Raw genomic sequence first — 15,010 nt, forward strand, 5'->3', positions numbered from 1 at the left:
CTGCCGATGAGATTGCGTGTCCTTCGACCACGAGAAGCTGGACGTCTATCAGGCTGCGATTGCGTTCCTGACCCTGGCAACTGGAATCACGGCTCGGTGGGCGCGCGGGCGCGGGTACCTTCGGGACCAGTTGAACCGAGCCGCGCTGTCCATCGTCACCAACATCGCCGAAGGCGCGGGCGAGGTGATGCCGGCCGAAAAGGCGCGCTTCTATCGGATGGCCTGTCGCTCCGCGACGGAGTGCGCAGCGATCTGCGATGCCTGCCGCGCGCTTGGTGTCAGCGATCCGTCGCTCCTCGAAGAAGGCCGTCGCATCCTGCTCCGCATCGTACCGATGCTCACAGTACTGGCGAAGCGCAACCAGCGCCTGACCTGAGCGGATTCTGCGTCTGCTTCTGCTTCCTACCGACCCCGACCCCGACCCCGACCCCGACCCCGTGTCCGTGGTCCGGTCACCGGAGGACCGGCGACTCGGGCTTGGGCCGAGCTTTCGGGCGGACCTCACGCGACCACCCCGCGCTCTCTCAACGCAGCGACCTCGTCCGCAGGAACGCCCACTTCGCCGAGGACGCCGTCCGTGTGCTCCCCGTAGGCCGGCGCGAAGCGAAGCTCACGATCCCGTGACTCCAAGAACTCCGTGCTCACCGCGGGCGGGGGCAGCCGGATGCTCTTGCCGTCGGGCGCCTGGGTCCGGAGCAGCGCGTCCTTCAGGAACTCCTGGTCCATCACGCGCTCGATGGGCGTGATGGGCGCATGCGGGATCTGAGCCGCGCGCAGGCTCAGGGCGACCTCGGCTGCGGTGAGCTTGGAAGTGAGCGCGCCGATGGCGGCGTGCAGCGCCGTCTTGTCTCGGCGCCGCCCCTCGTTCGTCGCCAGATCCGGGCGATCGAGGGAGCGGAAGGGCGCTTCGGCGACCAGGCGCTGCCACTGCACGTCGCTGCCCACCGCCAGGTAGATGAAGCCGTCGGCGGTGGGGTAGGCGTTGGTCGGGATGAACTGCCGGTGCTCGTTGCCCGAACGCTTGAGCTCCTCCGGCGGGCTGCCCATGTCGAGCATGGGCAGGAAGGTGAGCAGCCAGCTCGTGGCGACCTGCGCCATGGACACGTCGATGGCGCGCCCGGCGCCGGTGCGATGGCGTTCGAGCATGGCCCACAGCACCTGCGCGAAGGCCTCGTCGCCGGCCTTCAGATCGATCAGCGGCGGGCCGTTCTGCATCGGCGGCCCGTCGGGGTAGCCGGTGACGTCCATGTAGCCGCACTGCGCTTGCAGCACCGGGTCGTAGCCGGGCACGTTCGGGTAGGCGAGGCCCATGGCCGAGATGCAGCACCAGACCAGCTCGGGACGCAGCTTCGAGAGCGAGGCGTAGTCGATGCCCAGGCTCGCGTGCCGCGCCGGCATGGTGTTGGTGCAGAACACGTCCGCCCGGAGCTCGCGGATCAGCCTCGCGAGCAGCGCCTGGCCGTCGGGCTCCTTCAGGTTCAGCGTGATGGCTTCCTTGCCGCAGTTCGGGCCGACGAAGTAGCTGTGGCGGTCGCCCTCGGCGACCTTGCGGCCGATGTGGCGATTGGGATCGCCCCGGGTCCTCTGGCCCGGCGACGGCGTCGGCTCGATGCGGATCACCCGCCACCCGAGGTGCGCGAAGCGCAAGGTAGCGTACGACATGCTGAGCGCTTGCTCGACGCTCAGGACCACGGGGCGCCGTTCGGTCATCGGAGCGTTTCCAATGCGGCTGAACCCTTGCGCGTCGCGAAACCAAGCGAGCAAGGCGAGCGCCGCGGTGAGCGAAGCGAGTCGCGTTGGGGGTCCGGGGGTTTACCCCCGGGGAGGACTACGGTGGGGGTGGGTGGGTGGGAATTCATCAGAACCTCACCGGCTCCTGGTAGGTGCCGAACACCTGCTTCAGCGCCCCGCAGATTTCCCCGACGGTGGCGTACGCCTTCACGGCCGCGATCACCGGCGGCATCACGTTTCTACCGTCGCGGGCGGCGGAGCGCACGCCATCGAGCAGCCGCTCGACCTGGGCGCCGTCGCGCTCGGCGCGTACCTTGTTCAGGCGCGCCACCTGCTTGTCGGCCTCCTCGCGCCGGTAGGGATGGAACTCGACGTCGGGTCCGGGCTCCTCGTCCACGAAGCAGTTCACGCCGACCTTCTTGAGCTCGCCGCTCTCGACCCGCTTCTTGTGCTCGTAGGCCTGGCGGCTCACGTCGGCCTGCACGCGGCCCTCGGCGATGGCCTTCACGACACCGCCCTCGGCGTCCAGGCGGTCCATCAGCTGGACGATGCGCCGCTCCATCTCGTCGGTGGTGGACTCGACGAAATACGAGCCGGCCAGCGGATCGACGGTGTCGCAGGCGCCGATCTCGGTCATCAGGATCTGCATGGTGCGGAGCGAGAGCTTCGCCGCCTGCTCGCTCGGGATGGTGTAGGCCTCGTCGTAGGAGCAGAGCGCCATGGTCTGCGTGCCGCTGAGCGCGCTGGCCAGGGCGTAGTAGGCGCTGCGCACCAGGTTGTTCAGCGGCTGCTCCACGGTCAGGCCGGCGCCGCCGCCCCCGGCGATCATGCGGAGCTGCATCGCGCGGGGGTTCGTCGCGCCGTAGCGCTCTTTCATGATCTTGGCCCAGAGCCGGCGCCCCGCGCGGAACTTGGCGACCTGCTCCCAGAGGTTTCCGTAGATGTCGAAGTTGAAGCTGATGCCCTGTGCGAACTCGTCCACATCCAGGCCGCGCGCGCGCACGTGGTCGACGTAGGCGCGGGCGATGGCGAGCCCGTAGGCCATCTCCTGGGCCGGCGTCGCGCCGCTCTCGCGGATGTGATACCCGCACACGCTGACCGGGCTGTAGTGCGGGACCTCGCGCGCGCAGAACTCGATGGTGTCGCCGACCAGGCGCACGCTGGGCTCCACGGGGAAGATCCAGGTGCCGCGCCCGACGAACTCCTTGAGGATGTCGTTCTGAGCGGTGCCACGCAGCTCGTTCAGCAAGAAACCGCGTTTGTCCGCCATCGCGAAGTACATGCCCATGATGGCCACGGCCGAGCCGTTGATGGTCAAGGACACGCTGATCTGGTTCAAATCGATGTCGGCGAAGGCCTCTTCCATGTCGGCCAGGGTGTCGACGGCCATGCCCACGCGCCCGACCTCGCCCTCGGCCATCGGGTCGTCGGAGTCGAGGCCACACTGGGTCGGCAGATCGAAGGCCACGTTCAGGCCGGTGTTGCCGTTCTTGATCAGGAACAGGAAGCGTTCGTGGGTCTCGGCGGCGGTGCCGAAGCCGGAGTACTGGCGCATGGTCCAGGGTCGCTGCCGGTACATCAGCGGGTGGATGCCGCGGGTGTAGGGATACTCGCCGGGCCTCTCGGCGCCCTCGGGGGCGTAGACCGGGTCGATCTCGATGCCGCTGTCCCAGCGCACGGGCTTCGGTCCTTTGTCGCTCCGGTTCATGACTGCCTCCGCGCGTTGTCGCGCACCCAGCCGACGATCTGGTCGAGCGCCGCGTCCACGCCGAACACCGCCGCGACACCGAGCTGCTCGAGCTTTTCGCGATCGCGATTCGGGATCACGCCGCCGACCACCAGCTTCGCGCGTCCGGCACCGGCTTCCTTCAAGCTCGCCGCCACCTTCTCGCTGAGCGGCAGGTGCGCGCCGGACATGATCGAGAGGCCCACCACGTCGGCGTCGAGCTCGCGGGCAGCCTGGGCGATGGCCTCCGGCGACTGCCGGAGCCCGGTGTAGACGACCTGCATGCCGGCCTCCATCAAGGCGCGGCACACGACCTTCGCCCCGACGTCGTGTCCGTCGACGCCGGGCTTGGCCACCAGAACGCGGATGGGTGTGTCCGTCATGAATCCCTCGCGATGTTGACGCGCAAGATCTCCGAGGTTCCGCCGCCGATCAGCACGAAGCGAGCGTCCCGCAGGTAGCGCTGGATCGGGCTCTCGGCGGCGAAGCCGTAGCTCGCGGTGACGCGCGCGGCGCGATCGCAGATGCGGTGCGCCGCCTCCGAGGCGAAGAGCTTGGCCATGCTGGCCTCGCGGGCGTTGGGCAGCTTCTGATCGCTGCGCCAGGCGGCCCACTGGGTCAGGCGCCGCGCGGCTTCTAGGTCCGTGGCCATCTCGGCCAGGTGCTCCTGCACCAGCTCGAAGCGCTCGATGGGTCTTCCGAACTGCTGGCGCTCGGAGGCGTAGCGCTTCGCCTCCTCGTAGGCCGCGCGCCCGACGCCCAGCGCCAGGGCCGCGGTCACCACGCGGATCTCCGCCAGGATCTCCCTGAGGTACTTGGTGCCGCTCTCCGGATCGCCGAGCACCGCGCTCGCGGGCACGTCCGAGAGGTGGACCTCGGAGGTGAGGGAAGAGCGCACGCCGAGCTTCTCGATGGGCCGCCCGAGCTCCAGGCCGGGAGCCCCGCGCTCGACCAGGAACACGCCCAGGCTCTCCTTGCCCGTGCGCGCGAACACCGTGAAGAAGTCCGCCACCGGCGCCGAGGTGACCCAGGTCTTGTTGCCGCTGAGCAGCCAGCGCTCGCCGCTCTGCTTCGCGCTGGTGGTCATGGAGAACAGATCGCTGCCCGCGTTCGGCTCGGTCATGCAGATGGCGCCGATCTTCTTGCCGGCGAAGGCAGGGCGGAGCAGGCGCTCGTGGTGATCGGCGCTGCCGAAGCGAAACACGAACCAGGTACCCATCAAGGACTGCATCGTGCAGGCCGCAGCGACCGAGAGGCTGCCCCAGGCGAGCTCCTCGACGGCGAGCGCGCAGGAAACGATGTCCGCGCCGCTGCCGTGCGGCTCCGGGTAGCGCATGCCGAAGAAGCCGAGCTCGCCCACGCGCTCGAACAACGCCCGCGGGAACTCTGGCTGCTCGTCCAGAGCCCGAGCGCGCGGGCGGATCTCTTTGTCCGCGAAGTCGTGGAAAGTCTTCTGGATCGCGGCCTGCTCGCTCGACAGGGAGAAGTCCATCAGCTCCTCCCGCGCAAGCGCGCCGTCTCGGCCTGGTCCACTTGCCAGGTCTTGGGATCCACCGCGACGCCGTAGCGCTCGCTCGCCGCCGCGAGGCTCACGATGCCGTCCCGCACCTCGCGCGCGACTTGGTCGGCCGGGCGCTCGTGCGGCGAGCCGTGGCCGCCGCCGCCGCCGGCCTGCTGCACGTAGAGCGTGCCGGCGGGCACGCCGCGCACGTGGTCTTTGGTGGTGGCGCGGTAGCGCGTGCCGTCCGGGTACTCGAGGTCGATGAAGTTCAGCGTCCCGCTCTCGCCGCCGTCGAGGCCGAACGCCGGCTCCACGTCGCCGTCGCCGAAGGTCACGATCTGCGTGTCGGCGCCACCCACCAGGTAGCGCGTCTCGACACCGAGACCGCCACGCTGCCGGCCTGGGCCCGCCGAGTCGCACAGGTACTCGTGGGAGATGAGCCGGTGCGGAGTGATCTGCTCGAACATCTCGTAGTCCTGGTCCAGTACGCCACCGGAGGCGTCGATCATGCCGATGTGGTCGTAGCCGTCGGCGTCCGGCAGCGCACCGGAGCCGCCCTTCAGGCCCATGAACAGGATGTCGACGTAGGTCTCCTTGGTGTCCTGACCCTTTCGCGTGTCGCGCCCCGTGGAGAGCGAGCACAAGAGCTGGTTCCAGCCCGCCGTGACGCGCTCCGGGATCACCGGCGCGAGCGCCCGCATGATGGCGTCCGCGTTGTTCGGGCACAGGTGGTTGCCGAAGGTGGTCGCGGCCGGGTACGCGGCGTTGAGCAGCGTGCCCTCCGGGATGACGATCTCGATGGGCTCGATCATGCCTTGGTTGTGCGGGATGCGCGGGTCCACCATCTGAAGGAACGTGAGCACCGTGGCCGAGGCGCTGGAGGTGAACGTGCCGTTGACGAAGCCCGTGGTCTGCGGATCCGTCTCCGAGTAGTCGAAGCGGATGTGCCCGCCCTGAACCGTGATGGTGACCCGCACCTGGTGCTTGGAGCCGGGGTGGTGGCCGTCGAAGTGGGAGGTAGCCTCGCCCTTGTAGACGCCGTCGGGGATCTTCTGGATCTCCGCCTCCATCAGCTTGCGGGTGGACTCGAACAACGCCTGCTTGTGCGCCGCGAAGCTCTCGAGCCCGTATTTCTCCACCAGCGCCTTGAGCCGGCGCTCGCCCACGGTGCAGCTGCCGATCTCGGCGCGCATGTCCTCCTGCACGATGGGCAGGCGGATGTTGGCGAAGATGAGATCCCAGACGTCGCGGCGGAGCTTGCCCCGCTCGTAGACCTTCACCGCGGGGATGCGCAGCGCCTCCTGCCAGACCTCGGTGGCGGCCGGGTTGTAGCCGCCGCGCACCGCGCCGCCGATGTCCGCCTGGTGCCCCTTGCAGGCGGCCCAGCCGATCAGCTCGTCACCCAGGAAGATGGGCTTGAAGGCCGCGACGTCGTTGTTCTGGTTGCCGAACGAGAACACGTCGTTGTGGAAGAAGACGTCGCCCGGGTAGACGTTGCCGGCGAACTTCTCGGCGATGTGGCGGCACACGGGCGAGAGCGAGAAGCTCAGGATGGGCAGGTTCTCGGTCTGCTCCAGCATGTTGCCTTCGGCGTCGTAGAGCCCGGTCACGAAGTCTCGTGCCTCGCACAGGATGGGCGAGCGGCTGCTCCGCTCCATGCTGATGCTCATCTCGTCGGTGATGGCGCGCAGGGCTCGGCCAAGGATGCTCACCAGGACCTTGTCGACGGCGACCTTGCTCATGATGCCCTCCGCTCTACGACGGCGGTGCCGTAGTCGTCGAAACGCGCGTCGTAGGCGGCGCTGACGAAGATGGTGGTGTCGGTGCGCTCGATCAGAGCGGGGCCGGAGATGCGGTTCCCGGCCCGCAGGGCGTGCCCGTCGAACACCGAGAGCTCCTCGAACTGGTCGCGCTCCGGCACGTAGGCGCGGCGGGATTTCTTCCTCGCGTGGCTCGCGTCGGCGGTCCCCGCCGGCAGGCGTGGCAGCGCGGGTTTGTCCACTCGGCCGACGCTCTTCACGCGCACGTTGATCAGCTCCACGGGCGTACCCTCCGCGCTGAGCTCGTAGCCGTAGAGCCGGTCGTGCTCGCGGTGGAAGGCGGCGATCATGCTGGACCAGTCACCCCGCTCGATCGCGTCCAGAGACACGGGCACCGTGACCTCGTGGTACTGCTTCAGGTAGCGCAGATCGAGGGCCACGCGCTGCTCGATGCGGTCCGCCGGGACGTCGGCGCGCCGGAGCTGCGCCTCGCCGTGACGGGTGAGCTCCCCGACCACGCCTTGCAGGCGCTCCTTGGGCAGCTTCTCGAGCTCGGAGATGCAGGAGCGCACGAAGTCGTGCTGCTGGTCGGTGAGCAGCATGCCCGCCGCGCAGAGCACCGAGGCCACCGGTGGCACCAGCACCACCGGGATGTCGAGCTCGCTGGCGATGGCCGTGCCGTGGAGGGAGCCGGCGCCACCCGCGACGACCATCGGGAACTCGCGCGGGTCGAGCCCACGCTTCACCGTGATCTCGCGCACGCCGTGGGCCATGTTCGAGTTGATCACGCGGTACATACCGACGGCCGCGCGCTCCACGTCGAGGCCCAGGGGCTCGGCCACGTGCCGGGCGATGGCGGTGCGGGAGGCGTCGGCGTCGAGTCTCAGCTCGCCGCCGGCGAAGTAGCTCGGGTCGAGGTATCCGAGCACCACGTTGGCGTCGGTGCAAGTCGGCAGCTGCCCGCCGCGGCCGTAGCAGGCGGGGCCGGGATCGGCGCCCGCCGACTCGGGGCCCATGCGCAAGAGGCCGCCGGCGTCCACGCGCCCGATGCTGCCGCCGCCGGCGCCGATGGTGACGATGTCGAGCATCGGCAGCGCGATGCGAAGGCGCGCGATCTCGCCCTCCGCCTTGAGCTCCACCGAGCCGCCGCGCACCAGCGAGGCGTCGAAGCTGGTGCCCCCCATGTCCACCACCAGGCAGTCCTCGAAGCCCGACGGGCCCGCCCAGGCCGCCGCGGCGCGCGGGGCGGCGGCGGGACCCGAGAGCAGCGTCGCGGCCGGCTTCTTCGCGGTCGCGTCTGGCAGGGCCACGCCGCCGCTCGACTGCATGATCAAGAGCGAGCCGCGGAAGCCGGCCTCTGCCAGGCGTCCCGTCAGCGCGCGCAGGTAGTCGCGCAGCACCGGGCCCACGAAGGCGTCCAGGGTGGTGGTCGAGACGCGGTTGTAGAAGCGCACCGCGGGCAGGACCTCGCTCGACACGCTGACGAACGCCTCGGGCAGCTCGCGGCGCAGCGCCTCGGCGGCGGCCTGCTCGTGCTCCGGGCTGACGAAGGCGTTCATGAAGCACACGGCCACGCTGGTCACGCCCTCCTGGCGGAACAGCTCTGCGGCCTCCTTCACGTCGTCGAGGCAGAGCGGCTCGAGCTCTCGGCCGGCGTAGTCCAGGCGGCCTCGCACCGGGCGCCGCAGGTAGCGCGGCACCAGCGGCAGGACGTTGCCGAGGCGGTTGTCGTACTGGTCCTCGCGGATGCCGCGGCGCATCTCCAGGGCGTCGCGCACGCCCAGGGTGGTGACGAGGCCGGTCTTCGCGCCCCGACGCGTGAGCGTGGCGTTCGTGGTGACCGTGGTCCCGTGCACGATCGCGGTCAGTCGCTCCGCGAAGTCCCGCTGCGAGAGCCCCATCGCCTTGGCGACGCTGCTCACGCCGTCGAGCACGCCGATGCTCGGGTCCTTCGGGGTGGAGAGCACTTTGAAGCTCCGGGTCTCGCCGGCGCTCGTCCACAAGAACAGATCCGTGAACGTCCCGCCGACGTCGATGCCGAGCTTGTAGGTCTGGTCGTTCGCCATCACACCCTAGCCTCCCTGGCAGAGCCTCGCTCGGCGCGCACCGCGTCGCGTCCGAGCAAAAATGCCTTCGCGTTGGCCTCCGCGAATTTCTTCCCGCAGCGCGTCGCGATGGCGTCGAGCAGCGACGCCTCGCCGACCGGCAGGAGCCCGAGGCCCGCGGCGGCGCCCAGCATCAGCACGTTGAGCGTGCGAGTCTCGCCCGCGGCGCCGACCAACGCCGGCGCGTCGATCACGTGGGTCTCCCCGGCGACGTCGCGGAGCGCGGCGACGATCTGCTCGGCGTCGGGCACGAGCGCGTCGTCGAGCACCGCCTGGAACGGCAAGACGACGTGGCGATTCGTCACCACGCGCGTGCGCGGGCCCATGGAAGGCACGGCCCTGAGCGCCTCGAGCGGCTCGAAGGCGACCACCACGTCCATCTCGTCGCCGGCGGCGTGGGAGCTCTCGGCCTCGCCGAAGATGGCCGTGCAACTCACGCTGCCGCCGCGCTGGCTCATGCCGTGGAGCTGGCCCACGACGACCGGCTTTCCTTCCGCGTGGGCCGCCATGCCGAGGATCTGAGCGGCGGCGAGCACGCCCTGACCGCCCATGCCGACCAACAGGACCTGGTGGCGCTTCACGGACATGGAGCCCCCGCGGGTGAGAGCGCGCGGTTCGAGCAGACGTCCGCACAAACGCCGCAGCCGATGCACCAGACCGGGTCCACGACCACGTGCTCGCGGCTCGGGTCCATGCCGATGGCGGGGCAGCCGAGCGCCTCGATGCAGGCGCGGCAGTTGCCGCACAGGCCGCACTGCAAGCAGCGCCGGGCTTCCTCGCGGGCGTCCGCCGCCGAGAGCCCTCGCACCACCTCGCCCATGCCGCGGAGGCGAGCGTCCAGCTCCAGCTCCGCTGGGAAGCGGCGCGGGCGTACGGGCGCGCGCGCGCTGACCAACGCGCGCTTCTTCGGCAGCTCAGGCGGGGGCCGCCGATCCGCCACCTCCGCTCCCGACAGCTCGCGGTCGATGGCCCAGGCTGCGCGCAGGCCCCAGCCGATGGCGTTGGTGACGGTGCGCTCCCCGAACACCACGTCGCCGCCGGCGAACACGCCGGGCAGCGAGGTGTGGCCCGTGAGCGCATCCACCCGAACGAGGCCGTTCGGATCGCGCTCCAGCTGGCTCGTCTCGAGCGCCGCCGGATCGGGCTCCTGCCCGATGGCGACGATCACCAGATCGCAGGCCAGTCGCTGCTCGGCGCCGTCCGCGAGCCGCGCGACCACCAGCGCGCTCGGCTCCACGCGCACGGGCCGCACGGTGGTGAAGAGGACCACCCCTTCGTGCTCTGCCGCGGTGATCTCGTCGCAGAGGGCCGGCATGGCGCTCGGCTTCTCCAGGCAGGCGATGCTGACCGAGCTCGCCCCCTTGCGCAGGGCGCTCCGCGCCGCGTCGATGGCCGCGTTACCGCCGCCGATGACCACCACGCACGAGCCGGCGGGCACGTTCAGGCCGAGCCGCACTGCGCGCAAGTAGCGCAGGGCTTCGATGGTCTCCGGGGCCGCGGGGTCGCTCGCGCCCGGAAGCTCGAGCGTCTTGCCGCGGTGAGCGCCGATGGCCAGGAACACCGCGCGGTAGCGCGCGCGAAGCTCGTCGAGCCGGAGCTCCACACCCAAGCGCTGCCCGCCGACGAAGCTCACCCCGAGGCCGAGCACTCGCTCGATGTCGCGCGACACACTGTGCTCCGGCAGGCGGTACTCGGGGATGCCGTGGGTCAAGAGCCCGCCCGGGCGCGCTTCGGCGTCGAACAGCGTCACCGCGTAGCCGCGCACCGCCAGGTCGTGCGCCGCGGCGAGCCCCGCGGCCCCCGCGCCCACCACCGCGACCTCGAGGCCGTTCGAGGGCTGCCTTTCCACGTCGAGGAGCTCCGGTCGCTCCGCCTCGGCCCAGTCCACCAGGTAGCGCTTCAGATCATTGATGGCGACCGGCTCGTCGAGGCCGTGCCGAACGCAGCCGTCTTCGCACGGGCGATCGCACACCCGGCACACCGAGTGAGGCAGCGGCGTTCGGGCCATCACGTGCCGCAGCGCTTCGACGTGCTCGCCCGCGGCGAGGTGGCCGGCGTAGCCTTGGATGCACAGCGAGAGCGGGCAGCGCTCGGCGCAAGGAGCCACGTCGGACTCGAGCCGGAGGTGGCCCTTCTGCGAAGCCACGCGCGCCAAGTTCCGCTCGAAGCCCTCGGTGATGGGGACGTCGCAACGGAGCTTCAGCTCGGCCCGACCGCAGGTCCGGCAGCGCTCGGTCTCCGCCACGTAAGCCGGCTTCTTCTGGGCGCTGCCGTTCTCGCGCGCGGCGTTGACCGGGCAGGGGCGGCGCACGACGACCACGCTCGTGCCCGGCGCGCCCCTTGCCCGGCGGAACGCGGCGCTCGAGGCCTCGAGCTCATAGGGATCGATGGTCTCGACGTGTCGCGCGCCGAGCGCTCGCGCGACGTCCTCGATGCGCTGCTCGCGGGTCGGGCTCTCCTGGAAGCCGGTCATCGCCGTGATCTCGTTGTCCAGCACCACCGCCACGACGTTCGCGTTCTCCTTGATGGAGTCGAGCAGCGCCGGCATGCCGGCGTGGAAGAACGTCGAGTCCCCCATGAAGCCGACGGTGCGCTTGCCGGTGACCTTGGCCACCCCAGCTGCCAGCGTGAAGCCGGCGCCCATGCACAAGAGGGCGTCGGCGGTGCTGAGCGGCGGCGCGTAGCCCAGCGTGTAGCAGCCGATGTCGCTCATGTAGATCTGGTCCTCGTCGAACGCGGCGCGCGCGGCGACGAAGGCCGCGCGGTGCGGGCAGCCAGGGCACAAGGACGGCGCTCGGGGCGGAACCACGGGCAGGGCTGGCTTCTTGCGGGGCGGCTGCCCCACACCGAACGCGTCGTGGAGCGCGCGCTGGACGACGTCGGCGCCGTATTCGAACTCCTCCGGCAGGTGGCCGGAGTGCTTGCCGAGCACCGTGAGCGAGAGGCCGTGGCGAGCGCTCAGCGCGAACAGCGCGTTCTCCAGGAACGGGGACAGCTCCTCCACCACCAGGAGGCGCTCGACCCCGCGAAGCGCCTCGACGATCTGGGCCTCCGGCAGCGGGTAGACCGTGCCGAGGCGCCACAGCGCCACGCGCTCGGAGGCGCCCGCGAGGGCTAGCAGATCCGCCGCGGTCGCGGCGGGCGCGCCGCTGGCGAGCACGACGTGCTTGCCCCGTCCGTGCTGCTGGAAGAAGCCGGAGCGCGCCATCCAGGCCCGGGCGACCTCCACGCGCTCCTTGAGCTCGAGGCGCATGCGCCGCGCGTTGGCTGGAACGGGTACATGTCGGGCGGGGTCTCGCACGAAGCCGGTGACGCGCTTCGGGCGGAGCTCGCCGAGGCGAACTGCTCCGCGCGAGTGAGCGACACGCGTCGTGGTTCGGAGCAGCACGGGCAGCCGGCACTCTTCCGAGAGCTCGAACGCGGCACGGGTCATCGCGTGCGCCTCCGCAGGGGTGCTCGGATCTAGGATCGGCAAGTGCAACATCGGGCCGAGGTGCCGCTGATCGGCCTCGTTCGGGCTGGTGTGGCATGAAGGATCGCCCGCGCTGACGACCACCATGCCGGCCTCGACGCCGACGTAGGGAATGGTCGAGATCGGGTCACCGGCGACCATCAGCCCGAGGTGCTTCATCGCCGTGAGCGAGCGGGCGCCGGCGAGCGCCGCGGCGAAGGCCAGCTCGAGCGCGACCTTCTCGTTGACCGAGTACTCGAACGCGATGTCTCTCGAGCGCGCGATGCGCGAGAAACCATCGGTGATCTCCGACGACGGCGTGCCGGGGTAGCCCGCGACGAACGCCACTCCCGCCTCGAGCGCGCCGCGCACGATGGCGTCGTTGCCGAGCAGGTGCGCGGTGCTGCCGACTCGGTCCTCGACGAGCGGCTCTCCGGAGCTCGGGTGAGACCGCCTCCCCTGTGTGCTCTCCCGGTCCACCTGCTTGTCGTTCCACGCCTCGCGAGACGCCTACATGACCCCGATCATGTTTCAAATGCCGCGTCGCGTCGTCGTCGCGGAATCGGCCGCACGCGGCACCTTCGGGATTGGCCTATGATCCGTCGTCGGGTGGCGAAGTGGCTTCAGTCTACCTGAGCGGCATCCTGACCGCCTGGTGCGTGACCCAGCTCGCCCTGGGGGTCTTCTTCGCGCTGGCGCACCTGGTCGCCCGCCGCGAGCGCGACCTGCTCATCTACGGCGGCATGTGCCTGGCGCTCGCGTACCACAGCGCGAGCAGCGCCCAGGCTCACGTCGCGCACACGATCGCCGAACGGCTGCAAGCGGTCACCGGCGTGATGCAGGCTGCGCTCCTCGCCGCCGCGCTGAACCTGCACTTCGTGACGGCCTTCACCGGCATGCCCAATCGGCAGCGCTGGCTCTGGGCGCTCTACCTGGCGGCTCTGGTCCTCGAGGTGGCGGCGTTCTCCGGCCATTGGTGGCAGCTCGACACGGCGGTGCTCTCGCCGGCGAGCGTGTTCGGTTGGGACCTCCGCCACTGGCGGGCCGAGCCGACGCTCGTGGCCCGCCTCGGATTCGCCTGGGTGGGCGCGCAGCTGCTCTTGGCGCAAATCGGTTTGTATCGTGCTGCGCGAAGCGGCAAGCGAGAAGCCTACTTCGCCTTTGGCGGCGGCCTCGTCCTGGTCGCCGCAGCGGCCAACGACATGCTGCTCAGCACCGGCAAGGTGACCCACACGCTCTACTTCGTGCCGCACGCCTTCATGCTCTACGCCTTCAGCGTGGCCAGCACGCTGGTGTTCCGCTATCGCCGGACCATCGCCGAGCTGACGCGCACCGAGCGCGAGCTGCGCACCACCACCGCGCAGCTGTCCGCGTCTCACGCCGAGCTCCACGAGGTACAGACGGAGCTGACCCGCAAGGAACAGCTCGCGGCGGTGGGTGAGCTCGCCGCCGCGATCGCCCACGAGGTCCGAAACCCGCTAGCCATCATCGGCAACGCAGTCGCGGGCCTCAAGCGCGCGGGCGCGCGGGACGAGGACCGCGAAATCCTGCTCGGTATCGTGACCGAGGAGGCCGACCGGCTGAACAACCTGGTGACCGATCTCCTGCGCTTCGCGCGTCCCACGTCGCTCAATCGGACGCGCATCGACCTGGTCGAGCTCATCCAGCACACCCAGGTGCCGCTCGGCGAGGGTCATGGCATCGAAGCCCGAGCCGAGGACGGCGCGCGCTTCGTCGAGGCCGACGCCAACCTGCTGCGCGCGGCGCTGGACAACGTGATTCAGAACGCGGCGCAAGCGATGCCCAGCGGAGGCACCATTTCGGCCGAGATCAGCGCTCGCGACGAAGACGGGCGCCAGGGCGTGTTGGTGGAGCTCAGCGACAGCGGCTCCGGCATGGACTCGGCGACGCTGTCCCGAGCGCTCGACCCGTTCTTCACCACGCGCCCGAGCGGGACGGGGCTCGGCTTGCCGATCGTGCAGCGTGTCGTGCAGGCGCACGGGGGACGCGTCGAGCTCCGGAGCCAGAGCGGACGAGGGACGACCGTGGAGATCTGGCTGCCGCGTGCGCCCGAGCCGGAGCCGCGGGCACCGGAGCCTCCCGAGCCGGCGGCCGATCACGCCTGACTCGAGTTGGGCAGGATCGCGGCGGGTTGACGCGCCGGAGCGGGCGGAGGACGGTCGCTCGAGCGCATGCTCGGACCCAAGCTGGCCCGCCTCTCTGCCGACGACTTCGCCCGCCGCGCGGTGTCGTGCTGGGCCAAGAGCCTAGCGATGGGCGCGGAGCTCGCGCCAGAAGAGCGGGCGCTCGCGGTCGAGATGGAGGCCGTGTTCGAGGTGATGTACCTGATGGCCGCCGCGGACGGCGAGCTCGGCAAGGACGAGCTCTTGCTCCTGTCGCAGAGCCTCGAGGCCATCATCACGGCCAGCGAGAGCGCCGGCGGGTCGCGCTTCGAGCTCGGGCTCCCGCTGCTCAAGCTGGGGGAGATCCTCGGGCGGTTCGGCAGTGCGCTCTCCGCAGACGGCCTGAAGGCGCGCGTCGCGAGCGTCGCCGAGCGGCTAGGGTCCGAGTCGTCGCGCCGCCTCGCGCTCTCCCTGGCGGCGGGGGTCGCATTCGTCGACGACTTCGTCGCCGACGGCGAGATGCGCGCGCTGGACCGACTGGCCAGCGCTCTGGGCTTCGACCACGAGGATGCGCTGCGCGTGTTGCGCGAAGCCCACGAGGCACTGAGCTAGC

The 15,010-nt window shown here is 70.4% G+C and carries 11 protein-coding genes; 3 read left to right on the top strand and 8 right to left on the bottom strand.

Translation table 11 applies throughout. The features are described 5' to 3' along the window. Positions 1–16: 16 nt before the first annotated feature. Positions 17–376 (top strand): four helix bundle protein, encoded by a 360-nt coding sequence (locus HS104_40060; GenBank protein MBE7486154.1) that lies wholly within the window; start codon positions 17–19, stop codon positions 374–376. Between the two features lie 125 nt (positions 377–501). On the opposite strand, the gene HS104_40065 is transcribed toward HS104_40060, so the two are convergent. The 8 genes from HS104_40065 to HS104_40100 all read right to left on the bottom strand — a co-directional run bounded on the left by HS104_40065 (position 502) and on the right by HS104_40100 (position 12,754). Beyond that, the gene (locus HS104_40065; GenBank protein ID MBE7486155.1) at positions 502–1,710 is read right to left on the bottom strand and encodes a CoA transferase; all 1,209 of its coding nucleotides are present in this window, start codon (positions 1,708–1,710) and stop codon (positions 502–504) included. Between the two features lie 148 nt (positions 1,711–1,858). Then, positions 1,859–3,439 carry a methylmalonyl-CoA mutase gene (locus HS104_40070; GenBank protein ID MBE7486156.1) on the bottom strand — a complete coding sequence of 527 codons (1,581 nt, stop codon included), beginning with the start codon at positions 3,437–3,439 and terminating at the stop codon, positions 1,859–1,861. Next, positions 3,436–3,840: a cobalamin B12-binding domain-containing protein gene (locus tag HS104_40075; protein MBE7486157.1), complete on the bottom strand. Its 405-nt coding sequence runs from the start codon at positions 3,838–3,840 to the stop codon at positions 3,436–3,438. The genes HS104_40070 and HS104_40075 overlap by 4 nt, the downstream gene beginning before the upstream one ends. After that, a complete protein-coding gene (locus HS104_40080) occupies positions 3,837–4,949 on the bottom strand; it encodes an acyl-CoA dehydrogenase family protein (GenBank protein MBE7486158.1) in 1,113 nt (370 codons plus the stop codon). The genes HS104_40075 and HS104_40080 overlap by 4 nt, the downstream gene beginning before the upstream one ends. Further along, entirely contained in the window at positions 4,949–6,700 is a 1,752-nt protein-coding gene (locus HS104_40085; GenBank protein ID MBE7486159.1) for a hydantoinase B/oxoprolinase family protein, read from the bottom strand. The genes HS104_40080 and HS104_40085 overlap by 1 nt, the downstream gene beginning before the upstream one ends. Then, entirely contained in the window at positions 6,697–8,784 is a 2,088-nt protein-coding gene (locus tag HS104_40090; GenBank protein MBE7486160.1) for a hydantoinase/oxoprolinase family protein, read from the bottom strand. Before HS104_40090 ends, HS104_40085 begins: the two co-directional genes overlap by 4 nt. Beyond that, positions 8,784–9,410, bottom strand: coding sequence for a 2-oxoacid:acceptor oxidoreductase family protein (locus HS104_40095; protein ID MBE7486161.1), 627 nt, complete (start codon positions 9,408–9,410; stop codon positions 8,784–8,786). The genes HS104_40090 and HS104_40095 overlap by 1 nt, the downstream gene beginning before the upstream one ends. Next, positions 9,401–12,754 carry an FAD-dependent oxidoreductase gene (locus HS104_40100; protein ID MBE7486162.1) on the bottom strand — a complete coding sequence of 1,118 codons (3,354 nt, stop codon included), beginning with the start codon at positions 12,752–12,754 and terminating at the stop codon, positions 9,401–9,403. Before HS104_40100 ends, HS104_40095 begins: the two co-directional genes overlap by 10 nt. Before the next feature lie 137 nt (positions 12,755–12,891). On the opposite strand from HS104_40100, the gene HS104_40105 reads away from it, so the two are divergent. Continuing rightward, the gene (locus HS104_40105; GenBank protein MBE7486163.1) at positions 12,892–14,400 is read left to right on the top strand and encodes a hypothetical protein; all 1,509 of its coding nucleotides are present in this window, start codon (positions 12,892–12,894) and stop codon (positions 14,398–14,400) included. Positions 14,401–14,466: 66 nt separating this feature from the next. Beyond that, the gene (locus HS104_40110; GenBank protein MBE7486164.1) at positions 14,467–15,009 is read left to right on the top strand and encodes a hypothetical protein; all 543 of its coding nucleotides are present in this window, start codon (positions 14,467–14,469) and stop codon (positions 15,007–15,009) included. Position 15,010: the final 1 nt, after the last annotated feature.

This window comes from Polyangiaceae bacterium, assembly GCA_015075635.1.
Classification (GTDB): Bacteria; Myxococcota_A; Polyangia; order Polyangiales; family Polyangiaceae; genus JADJKB01.